17 protein-coding genes are annotated in these 17,718 nt (G+C 68.8%); 12 read left to right on the forward strand and 5 right to left on the reverse strand.

Features of this window, described 5'->3' with window-relative positions; translation table 11 throughout:
* Nucleotides 1-262 precede the first annotated feature (262 nt).
* From ACFY0P_RS37240 to ACFY0P_RS37270, 7 genes are all read left to right on the forward strand, one after another.
* Nucleotides 263-1,402, forward strand: a complete 1,140-nt coding sequence (locus tag ACFY0P_RS37240; protein WP_388923620.1) for a Gfo/Idh/MocA family protein — start codon at nucleotides 263-265, stop codon at nucleotides 1,400-1,402.
* The gene (locus tag ACFY0P_RS37245) at nucleotides 1,399-2,367 is read left to right on the forward strand and encodes a sugar phosphate isomerase/epimerase family protein (RefSeq protein ID WP_388923623.1); all 969 of its coding nucleotides are present in this window, start codon (nucleotides 1,399-1,401) and stop codon (nucleotides 2,365-2,367) included. Before ACFY0P_RS37240 ends, ACFY0P_RS37245 begins: the two co-directional genes overlap by 4 nt.
* Complete coding sequence (locus tag ACFY0P_RS37250; protein ID WP_388923626.1) at nucleotides 2,364-3,728, forward strand: ABC transporter substrate-binding protein; 1,365 nt, start codon at nucleotides 2,364-2,366, stop codon at nucleotides 3,726-3,728. Before ACFY0P_RS37245 ends, ACFY0P_RS37250 begins: the two co-directional genes overlap by 4 nt.
* A gap of 77 nt (nucleotides 3,729-3,805) precedes the next feature.
* Nucleotides 3,806-4,777 carry a carbohydrate ABC transporter permease gene (locus ACFY0P_RS37255; protein WP_388923630.1) on the forward strand — a complete coding sequence of 324 codons (972 nt, stop codon included), beginning with the start codon at nucleotides 3,806-3,808 and terminating at the stop codon, nucleotides 4,775-4,777.
* Between the two features lie 119 nt (nucleotides 4,778-4,896).
* Entirely contained in the window at nucleotides 4,897-5,706 is an 810-nt protein-coding gene (locus ACFY0P_RS37260) for a carbohydrate ABC transporter permease (RefSeq protein WP_388923633.1), read from the forward strand.
* Between the two features lie 353 nt (nucleotides 5,707-6,059).
* Nucleotides 6,060-7,217, forward strand: a complete 1,158-nt coding sequence (locus tag ACFY0P_RS37265) for a Gfo/Idh/MocA family protein (protein ID WP_388923636.1) — start codon at nucleotides 6,060-6,062, stop codon at nucleotides 7,215-7,217.
* A 39-nt stretch (nucleotides 7,218-7,256) separates the two neighbouring features.
* A complete protein-coding gene (locus ACFY0P_RS37270; protein ID WP_388923639.1) occupies nucleotides 7,257-8,264 on the forward strand; it encodes a sugar phosphate isomerase/epimerase family protein in 1,008 nt (335 codons plus the stop codon).
* A 12-nt stretch (nucleotides 8,265-8,276) separates the two neighbouring features.
* Here ACFY0P_RS37270 and ACFY0P_RS37275 read toward each other — a convergent pair whose 3' ends face one another.
* Nucleotides 8,277-8,444, reverse strand: coding sequence for a hypothetical protein (locus tag ACFY0P_RS37275; protein ID WP_388923642.1), 168 nt, complete (start codon nucleotides 8,442-8,444; stop codon nucleotides 8,277-8,279).
* A gap of 419 nt (nucleotides 8,445-8,863) precedes the next feature.
* Nucleotides 8,864-9,745, reverse strand: coding sequence for a helix-turn-helix domain-containing protein (locus tag ACFY0P_RS37280; protein ID WP_388923645.1), 882 nt, complete (start codon nucleotides 9,743-9,745; stop codon nucleotides 8,864-8,866).
* Between the two features lie 198 nt (nucleotides 9,746-9,943).
* On the opposite strand from ACFY0P_RS37280, the gene ACFY0P_RS37285 reads away from it, so the two are divergent.
* The 3 genes from ACFY0P_RS37285 (at nucleotide 9,944) to ACFY0P_RS37295 (ending at nucleotide 11,951) form a co-directional block, all read left to right on the forward strand.
* Nucleotides 9,944-10,609, forward strand: coding sequence for an SDR family NAD(P)-dependent oxidoreductase (locus ACFY0P_RS37285; RefSeq protein ID WP_388923648.1), 666 nt, complete (start codon nucleotides 9,944-9,946; stop codon nucleotides 10,607-10,609).
* A gap of 196 nt (nucleotides 10,610-10,805) precedes the next feature.
* Complete coding sequence (locus tag ACFY0P_RS37290) at nucleotides 10,806-11,153, forward strand: cyclophilin-like fold protein (RefSeq protein WP_388923651.1); 348 nt, start codon at nucleotides 10,806-10,808, stop codon at nucleotides 11,151-11,153.
* 30 nt (nucleotides 11,154-11,183) lie between these two features.
* The gene (locus ACFY0P_RS37295; RefSeq protein ID WP_388923654.1) at nucleotides 11,184-11,951 is read left to right on the forward strand and encodes a glucose 1-dehydrogenase; all 768 of its coding nucleotides are present in this window, start codon (nucleotides 11,184-11,186) and stop codon (nucleotides 11,949-11,951) included.
* A 400-nt stretch (nucleotides 11,952-12,351) separates the two neighbouring features.
* Here ACFY0P_RS37295 and ACFY0P_RS37300 read toward each other — a convergent pair whose 3' ends face one another.
* On the reverse strand, nucleotides 12,352-13,290 hold the full coding sequence (locus ACFY0P_RS37300) for an aldo/keto reductase (RefSeq protein ID WP_388923657.1): 939 nt from the start codon (nucleotides 13,288-13,290) through the stop codon (nucleotides 12,352-12,354).
* Nucleotides 13,291-13,400: 110 nt separating this feature from the next.
* Here ACFY0P_RS37300 and ACFY0P_RS37305 point away from each other — a divergent pair, with 110 nt between their 5' ends.
* On the forward strand, nucleotides 13,401-14,033 hold the full coding sequence (locus ACFY0P_RS37305; RefSeq protein WP_388923660.1) for a TetR family transcriptional regulator: 633 nt from the start codon (nucleotides 13,401-13,403) through the stop codon (nucleotides 14,031-14,033).
* A gap of 314 nt (nucleotides 14,034-14,347) precedes the next feature.
* On the opposite strand, the gene ACFY0P_RS37310 is transcribed toward ACFY0P_RS37305, so the two are convergent.
* Complete coding sequence (locus ACFY0P_RS37310; RefSeq protein ID WP_388923663.1) at nucleotides 14,348-14,977, reverse strand: TetR family transcriptional regulator; 630 nt, start codon at nucleotides 14,975-14,977, stop codon at nucleotides 14,348-14,350.
* 124 nt (nucleotides 14,978-15,101) lie between these two features.
* Here ACFY0P_RS37310 and ACFY0P_RS37315 point away from each other — a divergent pair, with 124 nt between their 5' ends.
* A complete protein-coding gene (locus ACFY0P_RS37315) occupies nucleotides 15,102-16,094 on the forward strand; it encodes an aldo/keto reductase (RefSeq protein ID WP_388923666.1) in 993 nt (330 codons plus the stop codon).
* A gap of 231 nt (nucleotides 16,095-16,325) precedes the next feature.
* On the opposite strand, the gene ACFY0P_RS37320 is transcribed toward ACFY0P_RS37315, so the two are convergent.
* The gene (locus tag ACFY0P_RS37320; protein ID WP_388923669.1) at nucleotides 16,326-17,123 is read right to left on the reverse strand and encodes a hypothetical protein; all 798 of its coding nucleotides are present in this window, start codon (nucleotides 17,121-17,123) and stop codon (nucleotides 16,326-16,328) included.
* Nucleotides 17,124-17,718 lie beyond the last annotated feature (595 nt).

Below are 17,718 nucleotides of genomic sequence, written 5' to 3' on the forward strand. Positions count from 1 at the left end.
TTTCGTCGCATCTTGCATAAGTTCTGTCTTGTCTACCTGGCGAGGCCGGGGCAATAGTTGCGGTGCGGCGCCACCCGGCCGAAAACGACCGTCACCCGGTCTCCCGGACCACCGGCTTGTCGCCCACCACCTGCGGGTTCCCGTGTCTTCGGCGCTTCGCGCCCATCCCGGGATCACGGAACACAGATCCCATTCGGACACCCGCACTTCCGAGATTTCCAGATGTCCGAGAGACATCGAGTCGTCTGAGGCAGGAGTCGCGATGCATGACCCCGTCCGCGTCGGTGTGATCGGCTGCGGCAACATCTTCAGCCGGTACGCCACCGGTATGTCCCGCTTCCCCGGACTGGAACTGGTCGCGGTCGCCGACGCCGATCCCGTCCGGGCCCAGGCGGCGGCAGCCGAGTCGGGTGCTGTCGCCTGCACCGTTGACGGGCTGCTCGGCCGGACGGACGTCGATGTGGTCGTGAACATCACTCCACCCGCCGCGCATGCCGTCGTCAGCGAGCAGGTCCTGGCCGCGGGCAAGCACCTCTATGTGGAGAAGCCGCTGGCCGCCACCACGGCCGCGGCCCGCGCCGCGTTGGCCGAGGCCGACCGTCGGGGGCTGTTGTTCGGGGCCGCGCCGGACACATTCCTCGGCTCCGCCGGGCAGACCGCACGGGCCGCGGTCGACGGCGGCGTGATCGGCGAGCCCGTCGGTGCCACTGCCTTCGTGACGCATTCGCAGGCGGAGACCTGGCACCCGGACCCCACGTTCCTGTTTCGGCCCGGCGGCGGTCCGGCCCTGGACATGGGCCCCTACTACCTCAGCGCGTTGGTCAACTGCCTCGGGCCGGTGTCCGCGGTGTACGGCACCAGCCGGATCGGCGCTCCACAGCGCACCGTGACCGCCCCGGGCCGCCTGGTCGGCCGGATCGAAGTGAGCGTGCCGACGCACACGGCCGCCACGGTCACCTTCGCGAGCGGCGTGCTGGCCACCGTGATGCTGAGTTTCGACGTGTGGGACCACCACCTGCCCTTCATCGAGATCTACGGCACCGAGGGCACCCTCTCCCTGCCCAACCCCAACGGCTACGACGGTCCCGTTCTGCTGCGCCGCCACGGGGACCCGCAGTGGTCCGAACTGCCCCCGGCCGTACCACCGTTGGCCCGGCCGGGCAGCGACGATCAGCTGATGCGCGGCATCGGCGTCGCCGATCTGGCCGCTGCCCTGCGCGAGGCCCGCCCGCACCACGCCACCGCCGGCCTGGCCTTCCACGTCCTGGACGCGCTGGAGGCCATCGCCGTCTCCGCCGACACCGGCGCCCCCGTACAGCTGACCACCACCTGCGAACGCCCCGAGCCGGTCGACGGCACCTACGGGGCCGAGGCCCTGAACACCCTGGAGGTACACCCGTGAGCGACCGGCAGTCCACCCCCCGCTTCGGCGCCGACCTCATCACCTTCTACGACCCGGAGTTCTGGCAGGTCGCGAGCGACCGCGAACTCGCCGCCACCGCCGCCGAGCGCCCGGAATGGTTCTGGACCCGGCTGCTGGACTCGGCCGTGGACGCCGGACTGTCCACCCTCGAGCTGACCTTCCCGCCCGGCGACTGGCGCACCGCCCTGGCCGCGTTCGGCTCGGCGGACGGATTCCGCAAGGAACTGGACGTACGCGGGCTGAGCGTGCTGTCCGGCTTCTTCGTCGATATCTCCTCGCAGCCCAGCCTGGAGTCCACCGACTGGGCCGCCCTCACCGAGCAGGCCCTGGAGTACGCGGAGTTCCTCGCGTCGATGGGCTGTTCCACCATGGTCGCGGGCTTGCCCATGCGCACCACCCGCGACGCGGTACCGCCCGTGTTCGTCGACCTCGGCTACGCCACGGCGCTCGGCGGCCACCTCAACGAGATCGCCGCCGCCACCCTGCGTGGCAGCGGCGTGCGACTGGCCCTGCACACCGAGGCGCACTCGGTGTTCTGGACCCCCCGTGACGTCGACCTGTTCATGATGGCGACCGACCCGCTCTACGTCGCCTTCTGCCCCGACACCGGCCACATCAGGATGTCCGGCAGCGAACCCGCGGGCGTCGCGGAGCGGCACCGCGAACGGATCGTGATCGCTCACTGGAAGGACGCCTCCGGCACGGCCCCCTTCGACATCTCCATCGACGAACACCTCCACCACGACCACCAGACCTACTTCCGCCGCGTCGGTGCGGGCGCCGTGGACTGGGCGGCCTGGGCCGCGCTGATGGCCCGGACCGGTCTGCGCGACGACGTGCTGCTGGAGGTCGACGCCGTCCCCGATCCGGTCGCCGAGCTCACCGCTGCCCGCACGTTCATCCAGCACAACCTCCTTCCCCTTCTGCACGGGAGCACCTCATGAGAAGCACCTTCGCCCGCGCCCTGCCCGCCGTCCTCGTCACCTCCTGCCTGCTCGCCACCGCCGCCTGCGCGGACAACACCTCCACCGGGGCCGCCGCCAACGGCACGGGACAGTCGGCGGCTCTGGCGGCCGCGGCCCGCAAGGAAGCCCTTGCCGCGGCCGGCGGCAAGAAGATCGGCGGCAAGGTCACCATGCTCGGCATCAACGGCGGCGCCGAGGGGCAACTGATCAAGAACGCCCTCAAACCCTTTACTGACGCCACCGGCATCCAGGTCGACTACACCGGCAACGAGGACCTGGCCACGGTCGTGCAGACCCGTGTCCAGGCCGGCAACGCGCCGGACGTCGTGGACGCCGCCGACCTCGGCTCCGTACTCAAATACGCCAAGCAGGGCAAACTGGTCGACCTTGGCAGTCTCATCGGCACCAGCACCCTGAAGTCGAGCTACCCGCAGAGCCTGCTGGACGCCACCACCGTCAACGGCAAGACCTACGGCATCTTCACCGAGATCGACAACTTCATGGTCTGGTACAACCCCAAGACCTACAAGGGCCCCAAGAACCCCTCCAGCTGGGCCCAGTTGGAGACGTTCACCAAGCAGCAGGCGGCGGCGGGCAAGACCCCCTGGTGCATGGCGCAGAACGCGGGCGCGGGCAGCGGCTGGCCCGGCGCCCAGTGGATCGAGAACTGGTTCCTCAAGCACTACGGCGCCGCCAAGCTCACGGACTGGGCCCAGGGACGGCTGTCGTGGACCTCGCCCGAGGTCACCGCGGCCTGGAAGGCGTTCGGCGCGGTCGCCACCGACGACAAGATGGTCGCCGGCGGCCCCACCTCGGTCCTGTCCGCGTCGGTCGTCAACAACGGCACCGGCCTGGTCTCCTCGCCCCCGACCTGCTCGGTGATGCTGTGGGGCGTGTACGCGGGCGGCGTCACCCTCGGCCGGAAGCCCTCCCTGAAGCCCGGTACCGACCTGGACTTCTTCCCGGTCCCCGCCGGATCCCCGGCCCACGCCGACGACGAACTGTTCAGCGGACATGTCGCCTACGCCTTCAACAGCAACCCCAGGACCCGTGCGCTGATGAAGTACTGGGCCTCCGCCCCGGCCCAGACGATGCTGGTCGCCAGCGGTCAGTGGACCGAGGCCAACACCAAGATCCCCGCCTCCGCCTACACCAATCCGCTGTTGAAGAAGGCGTCCCAGCAGATGCTGACCGGCAAGAACCTGGTCGCGGGACCCAGCATGTACAGCGACCCGGCCGTCGTCGCTGCCTTCGACAAGGGCGTGGTCAGCTACATCCAGAAGCCGGGCTCCCTGAACGGCATCCTCGCCGGAATCCAGCGCACCGCCCCGACCGGCTGAGTCTGCCTCCCTTTCTCCCTTTCCACCCTCGCCCGCACGGCCTGTAACAACCGCTCCGCACAAAGAAGGTGACCGCCATGGGCCTGCTTCCCCGGTTGCTGCAGATCGCCATCGCGGTGATCGCCGTACCCGCGATCATCGCAGTCCTGATCATCAGCGCCGAACGCGCACTCGGGCGCCGCCCGCACCGGGCGGTACGCGTCCGCCCATGGGTGTGGCTGCTGCCCGCCTGCCTGCTCACCGGCGGCATCCTGGTCTACCCGATGGCCGACACCGTCCTGCTCAGCTTCCGCCACGCCGACGGGACCGGGTGGGCCGGACTGGGCAATTACGCATGGTCCTTCGGCAGTGCCCTGCTGCCGACCCTGCGCAACAACGCCCTGTGGCTCGTCCTGGTCCCCGCCGTGACCCTCACCCTCGGCCTGGCCGTGGCCGTCCTCGGCGACAAGGTCCGCTACGAGAGGATCATCCGGACCCTGCTGTTGGTGCCGGCCGGGATCTCCTTTGCCGCGGCCGGGGTGATCTGGCGGCTGATGTACGAGTACCAGCCGCCCGGCGCCCGGCAGACGGGCACCGTCGACGGCCTGTTCTCCTCCGCGGGCCTCGATCCGGTCGCATGGGTCGCCGACCCGTCGGTGGCCACCTACGCGCTGATCTTCGTCGGCTGCTGGATGACCCTGGGCACCACCGCGCTCATCCTCTCCGCGGGCGTGAAGAACATCCCCGGCGAGATGATCGAGGCCGCACGGCTGGACGGCGCCGGCGAATGGCGGATCTTCCGTTCCATCACCCTTCCGACGCTGTGGCCCAGCATTCTGGTCGCCCTCACCACCCAGGTCATCTTCGCGCTGAAGGTCTTCGACATCGTCTACGTCATGACCAACGGCCAGTTCGACACCGATGTCGCGGCGAACCGCATCTACTCCGAGCTGTTCGTCGCCCAGAACTTCGGCCACGCGAGCGCCCTCGCGGTGATCCTGCTGATCATCTCCTCACCCGTCATCGTCCTCAACATCCGCCAGTTCAGGCAGGAGGCGACCGCCCGATGAGCGTCACCACCCCGCCCGCGCCCCGTGCCACCGAAGCACACCGGCCGACGGACACGACGCGCCCCGCGCCCCGGCTCCCACTCCGACTCCGACTCAGGCGCACCCTGTCGCGCTCCCCGATGCATCTGGTCCTGACCGTCATCGGCGTCATCTGGGCCGTACCCGTCGTCGGACTGCTGGTCACCTCCTTCCGTACCACGGGCGCCGTCGCGACCAGCGGCTGGTGGACCGAGTTCGCCCACCCCGCCTTCACTCCCGAGAACTACGGCAACGCCGCCACCTTCATCGACCTCGGCGCCGCCGCGGGCAACAGCCTCGCCATCGCCGTCCCGGCCACCGTCGGCACCGTGACCGTCTCCGCCGTCGCCGCCTACGCCCTGGCCCGGATGCCCTTCCGGGGACGGCTGCCACTCCTGCTGCTGGTCATCGCCCTCCAGGTCACCCCGCCCCAGCTCACCCTCGTCCCCGTGCTGCGGCTGTTCAACGCGATCGGCCTGACGGGCAGCACCCCGGCCGTCTGGCTCTACCAGATCGGCTTCACCATCCCCTTCGGCGTGTTCCTGCTCTACGGCTTCTTCGCCTCCGTACCCGCCGAACTCCTGGAAGCCGCGGCCCTCGACGGCGCGGGGGAGTTCACCATCTTCCGCAGCATCGTGCTGCCCACGGCCACACCGGTACTGTCCGCCCTGGCCATGCTCCAGTTCATCTGGTCCTGGAACGACCTGCTCACCCCGTTGCTCTTCCTCGGCGGTGGCAGCGCGAACGCCCCCTTCACCGTGCAGATCGCCGGACTCCTGCAAGCCACCGGTCAGGGTCAGGAGACCATGGCCGCTGCCGCGCTGGTGTCCGTACTCCTCCCGTTGGGCGTCCTCCTGCTGCTCCAGCGGTACTTCATCCGCGGCATCCTCGGCGGTGCGGTGAAGGGATGACCCGACACCACCCGGGTTTACGAGTGGGTCGACGGACGGAGCCTTCCTCCTCGGCAGTCGTTCTACGCGGCCGGTCGACCGAACCTGCCGACCCGCGTCGTACGCGACGCGCCGACCCTCGGCGACGACGCCGAAGAGGGCCACCGTGCTGGGGGTCGCTACCGCATGGAACAGCGTCTGCCACTCGAACGCTGACCGGTGTTCTGCACCGGCGCGTCCGTTGGTCCTCATCTCTCCCCCCGGCTGACCTCGTCTGCCTGCCACCTCAAAGACGGGCTGATCGTGCGTTTCTGCTCCTGATGACCCGGGATCGGCAGTAAGTCGGTTACGCCTGAGCAGATTGGAATCTCCACGTGCAACACCTCGGCGTCGCACTCATCGGCCACTCGTTCATGGGAGCCGTGCACTCCCAGGCCTGGCGCACGGTCGGCCATGCCTACGACCTTCCGGCGCGACCGGCCAGGACAGTACTCGTCGGACGCCGCGCGCTGGGTGCCGCGCACGCGGCCGAGCGGCTCGGTTGGCAGGACTCCACCGACGACTGGAAGTCGGTGCTGCGACGTGACGACGTGCACATCGTCGACATCTGCACCCCCGGCGACAGCCACGCCGAGATAGCAGTGGCCGCGCTCGAGGCAGGCAAGCACGTACTGTGCGAGAAACCCCAGGCCAACACGGTCGCCGAGGCCGAGACCATGGCAATCGCCGCGAGCCGGGCCCGCGCACACGGGATCCGGGCGATGGTCGGATTCACCTACCGACGCGTCCCCGCGCTCGCTCTCGCACGGCAACTCATCGCGGACGGCCGCATCGGCGACATCCGGCATGTGCGCGCCGCCTACCTCCAGGACTGGCTGTACGACCCCCGGGCACCCTTCACCTGGCGGCTGCAGCGTGAACGGGCCGGAGCGGGCGCCCTCGGCGACATCGGCTCGCACATCGTCGACCTCAGCCAGTATCTGCTCGGCGACCACATCGACGGAGTCTCCGCACAGACCGCCACCTTCGTCGGTGTTCGTCCGCTCGCCGACAGCCCCGGGCGGACCGGGCAGGTCACCGTCGACGACGCGGCCGTGTTCACCGCGCGCTTCACCGGCGGTGCCCTGGCCACCTACGAGGCCACCCGGTACGCCACCGGCCGCAAGAACGCCCTCCGTATCGAGGTCAACGGGTCGTGCGGCAGCCTGGCCTTCGACTTCGAGTCGATGAACGAACTCTCCTTCTACGACGCCGCCCAGGCCGCCGAGAACACCGGGGGCTTCCGCCGCATCCTCGTGACCGAGCCCGGACACCCGTATCTGGAGGGGTGGTGGCCGCCGGGGCACGGGCTGGGCTACGAGCACGCATTCGTGCACCAGGCACGCGATCTGGTGAAGGCGATCACCGAAGGGACCGATCCCGCTCCGGGGTTCGAGGAAGGCCTGCGGGTCCAGAAGGTGCTCGCCGCCGTGGAAGCGAGCGCAGTGGATGGCAGCCGCTACACGCGCATAGACCACCACGGGTCGGTTTGAACCCCGCAACGAAGCCCGCAACGAACGAAGGAACCGCTGATGTCCCGTCCCGTCACCCTCTTCACCGGCCAGTGGGCCGATCTGCCCTTCGAGCAGGTGTGTGAACTTGCCGCCGGATGGGGTTACGACGGCCTGGAGATCGCCTGCTCCGGCGACCACCTCGACGTTGCCAGGGCTCTTGCCGACTCCGACTACCTGCCCGCCAAGCGGGCCCTGCTCGACAAGCACGGCCTGAAGGTTTTCGCGATCTCCAACCACCTGGTCGGCCAGGCGGTGTGCGACCACCCCATCGACGAACGCCACCGCGCCATCCTGCCCGCCCGGATCTGGGCCGACGGCGATCCCGAAGGCGTACGGCAGCGGGCCGCGGCCGAGCTCAAGGACACCGCCCGGGTCGCCGCCGCGCTCGGTACACACGTCGTCACCGGCTTCACGGGGTCGTCGATCTGGCACACCGTAGCCATGTTCCCGCCGGTGCCTGCTTCGGTGATCGAGCGTGGCTACGAGGACTTCGCCGAACGCTGGAACCCCATCCTCGATGTCTTCGACGCCCAGGGTGTGCGCTTCGCCCACGAAGTGCACCCCGGCGAGATCGCCTACGACTACTGGACCACCCGGCGCGCTCTGGAAGCCATCGATCACCGCCCCGCCTTCGGCATCAACTTCGACCCCAGCCACTTCGTCTGGCAGGACCTGGATTACCTCGGCTTTGCCTGGGACTTCCGGGACCGCATCTACCACGTCGATTTCAAGGATGCGAAGAAAAACCTCAACGGCCGTAACGGGCGCCTGGGATCTCATCTGGCCTGGGCCGACCCCCGGCGGGGCTGGGACTTCGTCTCACTGGGACACGGCGACATCGACTTCGAAGCGTGCGTACGCGTCCTCAACTCCATCGGCTACACCGGTCCCCTCTCGGTCGAGTGGGAGGACGCCGGCATGGACCGCCTCATCGGCGCCCCGGACGCCCTCGCCCGGGTGCGCGCCCTCACGGCCATCGAGCCGGCCGCCGCCTCCTTCGACGCAGCCTTCATCACAGGCCGCTGAGCAGGGCGTTCGCTACCCAAGGCTCGCGCTCCACTGAGGCAGGAGAGCGGAGTCGACGCGGGCCGCCCGGACGGCAGGTCCGCGCGCCGCGACGATCACGCCCAGGTCGTCGCCGTAGACGCCGATCGGCCAGCTCATGGCCTCCGGCTGGGCGGTGAGTACATCGAGTGCGCGCAGCACGTCCGCCAGGACCGCCCGGTAGGCGAAGGCGTGCGGACGGGCTGTGGGGAGGGTGCCCGGATAGCAGTGCGTCGTCTCGGGGCCACTGGCGAACTGGCCCCGGTGCGCGGGTGCGAAGGTCCGTGTTGAGGATGTCTCGGGAGGGAACGGAAGGCTTCTGGAATCGGTGGGTTCCGCTACGGGCGGCACCGGAGCCAGTCGCTTCGCGAGAAGGTCGGCCTCCTCCTCTGCTCGCCGACCGCCGGCCTGATGCCCGCAGCCGTAGAACCGGGCCACCTGCACAGGCCCCGGCAGCGAGCGGGCGAGTTCGAGCCCGGGTTGGTGGGGCGGGAGGGCTCACCTCGGGGCGGCGGCAGTTGGCCGTTGGGTATGTCGTTCACCGTGAGGTGTCTGCTCGGCGGGTAAGGGCCCGACCGTGGTCAGGCGGGAGGGGGAGAGGCCGGCAGGCTCTGGTCGGCGGCCCAGGAGGCGAGGATGCGCAGCCGCTCGTGAGTGGGGGAGCCGGGTGCGGCCGTCCAGACGGTGAGGTGCTGGTCGGGGTCGGTGTTGGCGGTCAGGGTGTCCCAGTCCAGGACGAGTTCGCCGACCAGCGGGTGGTTGAGGGTCTTCGTGCCCACCGTGCGGGCCGCGACGCGGTGGTCGCCCCACCACTGGGCGAACTGCTTGTCGCGCAGGGACAGTTCACCGACCAGCTCGATGAGGCGGGGGTCCTCGGGATACTGCGCGGCTTCCATCCGCAGCTGTGCCACGGCGAGTCGCGCGGAGGTGTCCCAGTCGGCGTACAGGGTGCGCATGGCCGGGTCCGTGAAGATGATCCGAGGGTAGTTGCGGTGCTTCTCCGGGATCCGGGAGAAGTCGGTGACCAGCGCGGCCGCCAGCGCGTTCCAGGCCAGGATGTCCCCGCGCCGGCCCTGCACGATGGCCGGGGTGGCGGTGAGATCGTCCAGTACGCGCTGCAACTGCGGCTGGACCTTCTGCCGCCCCCGGGTGCGGGTGCGGGTGGTGATCTTGCCGGCGAGCTGGAAGAGATAGCCGCGTTCGTCGTCGTCGAGATGGAGCACCCGGGCGAGCGTGTCCAGCACGGGCGCGGACGCCTGCATACGGCCCTGTTCGAGACGCGTGTAGTAGTCGGTGCTGATGCTGGCGAGCTGGGCGACCTCTTCGCGGCGCAGCCCGGCGACCCGACGGGGGCCGCCGTTGTCGGGCAGGCCGACAGTGCGCGGGCTCAGCTCGGCGCGGCGCTTCTTGAGGAATTCTCCCAGCTCGTTGAGGGGAACGTTGCCGGTCATGCCGGTCAGCATGACACCGAACGCACCTGAGGAAGGAGGGAGAGTTTCCACCCAGGATGTATCCCTCCCCGGATGTCTTTCTCCGCTTTTCGCTCTTGCCTCGAAGTGTGAGGCTCGACATGGAGCAGCCTGCCGCGGCGATCTCGAGCGCCGTGCCGGCAAGGTCCTCCCCAAGCCTGAGCTAAGCCCCTCCACCCACAAGGACTCACGATGACGACCTTCGCCCTCGTCGGAGCCGGCTCCGGCCTCGGGCTCGCCACCGCCCACCGCTTCGGAACCGCCGGCCACACCGTCGCCCTCATCTCCCGCAGCGCTGAGAAGCTGGACGGACTGACCGCCGAGCTGGCCCGCGACGGCATCCATGCCCGGGGCTTCACCGCCGACGTTCTCGACACCGAGTCACTGGACGCGGCCCTCAACGCGGCCGCAGCCGCCCTGGGGCCCATCGAGATCCTGCAGTACAGCCCCTTGCCCCGCGCCGACTTCATGAAGCCCGTCCTCGACACGACTGCCGACGGCCTCGACGCGCCCCTCGCCTTCTCCGTCAAGGGCCCGGTCACCGCGGTGAACGCCGTCCGGCCCGGCATGCGTCAACTCGGCCGCGGCACCCTGCTGTTCGTCAACGGCGGCAGCGCCGTACGCCCCCATCCCGACCGGGCTGGCACCTCGATCGCCTTCGCCGCCGAGAGCGCATACGCCCACATGCTCCACGACGTCCTCGCCCCGGAGAACATCCACACCGCCCAGTTGATCATCCCCGGCGCCATCCGGCCCGACGCCGAACACAGCAGCCCTGAGGTGCTGGCCCATCGCCTGTACGACATCCATCTCAAGCGCGACGGCTTCCGCCACTACGCCGAGCCCCTGCCCGACTGACGCCCTGGAGGGTGCCGTGAGTCTGACCACCCGTTCCAGCCTTGCCCGCGCCGTCCCGACGGCCTTACTGCTTGCGGTGACCGCCTGTACCGATGAGGTGGCCCCGTCCCCGTCTTCCGCGCCCTCCGCCACCGCGTCACAGCGAACGCCGGCGGCCACGGCACCAGCCTCACCGACTGATGACAAGGTCACCGCCATGAACCTCCGGCTCACCATCGACGGCCACCGGGTCGACGCCACCCTGAACGACAGCGCCACGGCCCGCGACTTCGCAGCCCTGCTCCCGCTCACGCTGAACCTGGGCGACTTCCACGGGACGGAGAAGATCGCTGACCTGCCCCGTCGGCTGTCCACCTCCGGCGCCTCGGACGCCGCCGAAGCCAAGCCCGGTGACCTGGCGTACTACGCGCCCTGGGGCAACCTGGCCCTCTTCTACCGAGGCAGCGGCTCCAGCGACGCCGGCCTGATCATCCTCGGCAGCGTGCACGGCGACACCGAACGCCTCGCCACCGCCACCAAGGTCACCATCGAAACTGCCTCCTGACCCGGCCCACTCTCAACGGGAGAAAGACACGTGAACCCCACCTACGACTTCACCGGCCAGGTCGCCCTCGTCACTGGAGCAGGCTCCGGCATGGGCCTGGCGACCGCCCGCGCCTTCGCCGAGGCCGGAGCCGCCGTCGCCCTCACCGACATCGACGAAGCCGCTCTGAACGCAGCCGTCAAGGAACTCACCGACTCCGGCCACCGAGCACTCGCCCTCACCTGCGACGTCAGCGACGAGGACCAGGTGTCGGCTGCGGTCGACCGCACCGTCGAGACCTTCGGGCGCTTGGACATGGCCTACAACAACGCTGGCATCCAGATCCCGCCCAGCGACGCCGCCGACGAACCCGCCGAGCGTTTCGACCGCGTCAACGCCATCAACCTTCGCGGCGTGTGGGCCTGCATGAAACACGAGCTGCGGCACATGCGCGCCCAGGGCAGCGGCGCCATCGTCAACTGCTCCTCGCTCGGCGGCCTGGTCGGCCTGCCCGGCCGTGCCTCGTACCACGCCTCCAAGCACGGGGTGATCGGCCTGACCACCAGCGCCGCCCTCGAATACGCCCCGCGCGGTATCCGCGTCAACGCCGTCTGTCCCGGCACGATCGACACCCCCATGGTCAGCGACATGATCACCAAGGGGGAACTCGACCGCGCCGAGGCCGAGGCCAACCAGCCCATCAATCGCCTCGGTAAGGCCGAGGAGATCGCCCAGGCGGTCCTGTGGCTGTGCAGCCCGGGAGCGAGTTTCGTCGTAGGCGTCGCCCTCCCCGTCGACGGCGGGTACGTCGCCCGATAACGACGTAGGGGCTGCCGTCACGCAACTGACGGCGGCGCCCGCGGCAGCATCAGGTATCAGCAGACTGCGAAAGGATCGACCCCGTCGCATGCTTCACGCCGCGCATCGGCGAGGCGGTCGTGGACCAGACGCGGCTCCACGTCGAAGGACGGCAAGCCCGATGGCGAGGGGTGAAGGCCGACCAGTTCGGCAGCGCCCGGGTCGAAGGGGACCCGTAGTGCGCGAACGCGGCGAACGAGTCCACCATCTTCGAGGACAGCGCCCGTGCCGTCGCGAGGTCGGCCGGCGCGGCACCGGTGAAGGCGCCCTGCCCGAAGTTGCCGAAGGCGAACTGGACGTCGCTGCCGTGCGTGGTTCACGACGAACCAGCCGCTGAGCACGGATCCGTTGGGCGGGCGTGTCACATACCTCGCCCGCCGATGCCGCCTTCGGGGGCGATCTCGTCGATGCGGGCAAGGTCGTCGGCGGTCAGCTCGAGGTCGGCGGCGGCGATGTTCTGCGCGACGCGCTCGGGGTTGCGCGAGCCCGGGATCGGGACGATGTAGTCCTTCTTCGCCAGCAGCCAGGCCAGGGCCAGCTGCGACAGGGTGACGCCCTTGCTCTCCGCGAGCTTGGTGAGCTCGGTGACGATGGAGAGGTTCTGGTCGAAGTTCTCCGGGGCCCACCAGGGAATCATCTGGCGGAAGTCGCTCGCGTCGTAGTGCTCGCGGGACTGGACGGCGCCGCTGAGGAAGCCGCGGGCGAGCGGAGAGTAGGCGACCAGCCCGATGCCGAGTTCCTCCAGCACGGGGAAGAACTGCTCGGAGTCGTGCGCGAAGATCGAGTACTCGTGCTGCAGGACCGAGATCGGGTGCACCGTGTGGGCGCGGCGGATCGCGTCGGTGTCGGTGTTGGACAGGCCGAGGTACCTGACCTTGCCGGCGTCGACGAACTCCTTCATCACACCGACCACGTCCTCGATCGGCACGCTCGGGTCGGGGCCGTGCTGGTAGAGCACGTCGATCACGTCGGTGTTCAGGTTGCGGAGGCTGTTGTCGACGACCTCGCGGATGTGCTCCGGCCGTGAGTTCGGGGCGAAGGTCGGGGTGAGGCCGAACTTGGTCGCGATCGTCACCTCGTCGCGGATGGGGGCGAGGGCGTGGCCGAGCAGCTTCTCGCCCTCTCCCCAGCCGTACATCTCAGCGGTGTCGAAGTGGGTCACGCCCAGCTCGTGGGCGCGGCGGATCGCGGTGATCGACGCGGTGTCGTCCGAGGGGCCGTAGCCGATGGCGGTGCCCATCGCACCGTAGCCGAGCTCGGAGACGGTCAGGCCCTGGCGGCCCAGTGTGCGCTGTCGCATGAGGTGCTCCTGTGTTGGTGCTGGATCAGACCGAACGTTTCGGTTCGACCATACGTCGGGCGGGTCGCCGTCTGCAAGACCGAACGGTTCGGTTAGGTAATCTGGGGTGCATGGTCCCCCGTAACAGCACCGACCCCACCAGCGATCGCATCGTCGCCGCGGCCACCGCCGAGTTCGCCCGCCACGGCATCGCGGGCGCCCGGGTCGAGCGGATAGCCAAGGCGGCGCGCACCGGCAAGGAGCGCGTGTACGCGTACTTCCGCAGCAAGGAGGCGCTCTACCGGTTCGTCGCCGCCCGGGAACTCGCGGCCATGGCCGAGGCCGTCCCGCTGGACGCCACCGACCTTCCGGGCTACGCCGGCCGCGTGCACGACCACGCCGTCCAGCACCCCGAACGCCACCGGCTGATGATGTGGGGCCAACTGGAGCTCCAGCCCGGTCAGGCGCCCGCCGACGACCCGTTCCAGGAGTCCCTGCGTCGCAAGATCGAGCAGCTGCGCAGGGCGCAGGAGGCCGGCCACCTCGATCCCGCGTGGGAGCCCGAGGACATCCTGGTCTTCGTCAGCCAGCTCGCCCTGTCGTGGGCAGGCCAGACCGACCTCACTCCCGTCGGCGAGGAACGCGACGCCTTCCTGGCGGCCCACCGGGCGGCCATCGTCGCCGCCGTCCAGCGACTGTTCCCCGCCGCCGTCGGCGATACAGCCCCAACGGCCGCCGATGCACAGAATCCTGACAAGGTGTGAGCGTCTTCGGCCGCCGCCAGGAGATGGCGCCTGGGCGAGGCTGAGCAAGGCTTCGCGGACGGCGTCACGGATTTCCCGGCATGTGCGCAGTCGGCAGAACCGGGCCGTCGGAGACGGAACGGCTCGCGCGCTCTGTAGGTCGTGGGAGTGCGAGGACATCGGCCGGAGCCGACTCCTCGGCGGCCTCGCCGGCCCTCACTGTGGTGATGGGCCCTGTCGCATGACCAATAGCGATGAGCTTGGGGTTCATGCTGTTTTCCTCGCGGACTGCGGCCCGGTGATTCTGTGCGGAGATGTTGCTGGTGTGGGTGGCCTCAGTGCGCCCGGGGGAACAGCTTCTCGACTGCGGCAACGACGGCGGCGCGCCGGGCTGCGGGGGCAGGGTTCGCGGCGTGTTCTGTCGCGGCCTGGCTGAGTTCGGGTTGGGCTGCCCAGGTGGTGGCGATCTGGTTGATCAGGGCGAGGACGTCGGCCGGGTCCCAGGCGGGATCGAGCTGTCCGGCTTGCTGCGCCCGGCGGAGCTGGTCGATTTTACGGGCGATGACCGCCGTGGTGGGATCGTCGGCGGCGACCCCGGATCCTGACAGTTCCAGGCGGCCCCAGGTGATCAGGCGGTGGTGGTCGGGGCGGTCGGTGAAGTAGTCGAACAGGCGGCCCGCGTAGCCGGGCAGGTCGGACGGATTCATCTGTGTGGCCTCGGCGATCACGGCCAGTTCCCGCGCGGCGACGTGGGCGTAGAGCGCTTCCTTGCTGCGGAAGTAGGCGTAGACGCGTTCCTTGCTGGTCCTGCCGAGTTTGGCGATGCGGTCCACACGGGCACCGGCGATGCCATGGCGGGCGAACTCCTCCATGGCGGCGTTGAGGATCCGCTCCCGCGTTGTGTCGCCGCCGTCGGGAGCGGCTGTGGGCGCTGCGGTCTGGCCGGAGTCGAGAGGGTGGGACACAACCCCAGGATAAAGCACCGAACTATTCAGTTTGACGTTGAGGGCTTCCGGTCGTAGGCTCAAACCAAACGGTTTGGTTTGAGCCGTTCGGAGTGGATCCGGCGAGTACTGAGGAAGTGAACTTTTGCAGCACCGCAATCTGGGCTCTCAGGGCCTGCGCGTCTCAGCGCTCGGTCTGGGCGTGATGGGGATGACCATGGCTTACGGCGCTTCGAACGACGAGGAGGGCGTCGCGACCATCCGTCGCGCCCACGAACTGGGAATCGACTTCTTCGACACCGCCGAGCTGTACGGTCTCGGCGTCGGTAGCAACGAGGCCCTACTGGGCAAGGCCGTCAAGGACTTCCGTGACGAGGTGGTCCTGGCCACCAAGTTCGGCTTCGACATGGCCGCCCAGCCGCTGGGTTCCGGGGTCGACAGCCGCCCGGAGAACATCCGCAAAGTCGCCGAGAACAGCCTTCGTTACCTGCAGACCGACCACATCGACCTCTTCTACCAGCACATCTCCGACCCCGACGTGCCTGTCGAGGATGTCGCGGGCGTGGTCGGCGAACTGATCGCCGAGGGCAAGGTGAAGTACTTCGGCCTGAGCAACGTCGGCCCGCAGTACATCCGCCGCGCCCACGCCGTCACGCCGGTCACAGCGCTGCAGTACGAGTACTCGCTCTTTGAGCGTGAGCTGGAAGAGAAGATCCTGCCGGTCCTGAGGGAGCTCGGCATCGGCCTGGTGCCCTACTCCCCGCTCGGCCGAGGCTTCCTGACCGGCGTGGTCAAGCCCGCCGACCAATATCCTGCAGACGACATGCGCAGCTGGGACGAGCGCTGGCAGGGCGAGAACTACACCTATAACCTGCACGCCACCGACCAGCTCAAGAAGTTCGCCACCGCCAAGGGCCTCACCACCGCCCAACTCGCCCTGGCCTGGCTGCTCCACCAGGGCGAGGACGTCGTCCCGATCCCCGGCACGCGCAACACCGTCCGCCTGGAGGAGAACGCCGGCGCCGCCGCCGTCGAACTCACCGACGCCGACCTTGGGCGCATCGCCGAGATCCTGCCTCACGGCTCGGCCGGCAGCCGCTACCCGGCCGCCATGCTGGCTGGCTTCTCCACCGACTGACCTCTGCCACCACTCCGCCGAGGAGAACCAACATCAGTGGTGCCATCCGCATGGCCAGGCTGGAGTCGTTCGTCAATCCGTGGACGCAGCAGACTGCATCGCCTCGAAGTACGCGGCAGGCACCGACGGCTGGGACCCGGTCTTCGGCCTGGGGCGACCGCACCGTCGGCGAAGCCATGGGCCAAGCCCTACCCCCCCACCTCGACCACGGTGTCGACCTGCGCACCGGGGTCACTTGTCGCAATGCGCGCCAAGGTCTCTGGAGTACTTGGCGACGTTGCGCAGGAATTCGAGGCTCCTGCCTTTCTGGTTGGCGGGGGTGAGGAGTTGGGAGATCTTGTCGATCAGGCGTGTGAGATCCGTCCCTGCCGTACGCGGAGCACGCAAGAGGGGGCACAAGAGGTAGTCGGACTGCGTGGTTTCGGCCCAGACGAGCACGGTGCCGAGCATGGTGCCGTACCGCGAGGTGAGCCGATTCGCCTGTGGCAGGCCGTCGCAGAGCTCGGTCCAGTCGCTGTGCGGCATCTGCCAGGTCGCCAAAGTACGTCGACGGAGCGCGTAGTTGACGCGTCGGGGTAGTTGATCGAGATGACAGGCGAGTTGTTCGGCGACTTCCACGAAGCGGGACCACCCGTCACTTTCGCCGAACTGACCGCGGAGTTTGATGAGCGCACTGCGGGCTCGGCCTTCCGGGATGTCCAGAGCCCGAGCGCACTGGAGCCAGGAGCCTCCAGCGGTCATTTCGACGAGCTTGAGCGGTGCGGCCCGGCGCAGGTGGCGGACGGTGTAGAGGTTTGGGTGGGGCACGTGATCGGCGAAGTCCGCAAAATACTTCTCATACCAGTCCAGGGGTAGGTGGGATGGGACTTCCTCAGCGGTGAAACGGCAGTCCCGGGAGGCGACCCGCAGGTTGGCGTACTCCCACGGGCCGGCAGCGTGGAAACCGTGCGCCTGGCGCACCAATGCACGTGCCAGCTTGCCCGCCCCGACCGCGTGCAGGCCGCAGTCCGGACACCACGTGTCACACACACCTCCGTGACACGGCCGACAGCCGGACCGCAATTGCAACTGGCAGACCTCTGCCTCACCGCACCGCACCGATCCGGAAACCGGCACCGGGCAGACCGAAATCGACCGGATGGCACGCTCTCAGGTCGGGACCGTCGTGACTGGGACTGCCAGGTATTCGATCTCCAGCCGCGGTGACACGCCTCGTGACCTGTGGTGTACCAAAGTGCCAACTATCTCTCTGATTCCGGGTCTCCAGCTGCTGAAGCTACTTGGCATCAGCGCAGGTCGCGAAGGTGACCTAGTGCCAACTACCGATCCTGGTCACAGCTCGTGTGACGAGGATTTTTGGTCGGCACAAAAGAGGGATAGCCGGCACCAAGATCACGGGGGCATTCAGAGGTGCCGGCGCATCACCTCGATGCAGGTGACTCGGGCCGCGTTCGATCGGTCCTGGGGGTAGGGGATTCCGAGGTTCATGCCGCTGTCGGTGGTTGCTGCCAGGCGAGGCTTCGAGTTCCACGGCGCGGAGGAACCGCTCGGAGCAGGACACTTGCGGTGTGCGGCAGGCCATGGCCTTCGAACCGCTGCCGGTGGTCTGCGTGATGCCTGACGA

It is taken from the genome of Streptomyces sp. NPDC001714, assembly GCF_042892755.1.
GTDB lineage: Bacteria > Actinomycetota > Actinomycetes > Streptomycetales > Streptomycetaceae > Streptomyces.

Excerpts from the sequence above, each read along its gene's own strand:
- ACFY0P_RS37240 (WP_388923620.1), top strand. The coding sequence starts at position 263 with ATGCATGACCCCGTCCGCGTCGGTGTGATCGGCTGCGGCAACATCTTC.
- ACFY0P_RS37250 (WP_388923626.1), top strand. The coding sequence starts at position 2,364 with ATGAGAAGCACCTTCGCCCGCGCCCTGCCCGCCGTCCTCGTCACCTCC.
- ACFY0P_RS37255 (WP_388923630.1), top strand. The coding sequence starts at position 3,806 with ATGGGCCTGCTTCCCCGGTTGCTGCAGATCGCCATCGCGGTGATCGCC.
- ACFY0P_RS37260 (WP_388923633.1), top strand. The coding sequence starts at position 4,897 with ATGCATCTGGTCCTGACCGTCATCGGCGTCATCTGGGCCGTACCCGTC.
- ACFY0P_RS37270 (WP_388923639.1), top strand. The coding sequence starts at position 7,257 with ATGTCCCGTCCCGTCACCCTCTTCACCGGCCAGTGGGCCGATCTGCCC.
- ACFY0P_RS37280 (WP_388923645.1), bottom strand. The coding sequence starts at position 9,745 with ATGCTGACCGGCATGACCGGCAACGTTCCCCTCAACGAGCTGGGAGAA.
- ACFY0P_RS37285 (WP_388923648.1), top strand. The coding sequence starts at position 9,944 with ATGACGACCTTCGCCCTCGTCGGAGCCGGCTCCGGCCTCGGGCTCGCC.
- ACFY0P_RS37290 (WP_388923651.1), top strand. The coding sequence starts at position 10,806 with ATGAACCTCCGGCTCACCATCGACGGCCACCGGGTCGACGCCACCCTG.
- ACFY0P_RS37300 (WP_388923657.1), bottom strand. The coding sequence starts at position 13,290 with ATGCGACAGCGCACACTGGGCCGCCAGGGCCTGACCGTCTCCGAGCTC.
- ACFY0P_RS37305 (WP_388923660.1), top strand. The coding sequence starts at position 13,401 with ATGGTCCCCCGTAACAGCACCGACCCCACCAGCGATCGCATCGTCGCC.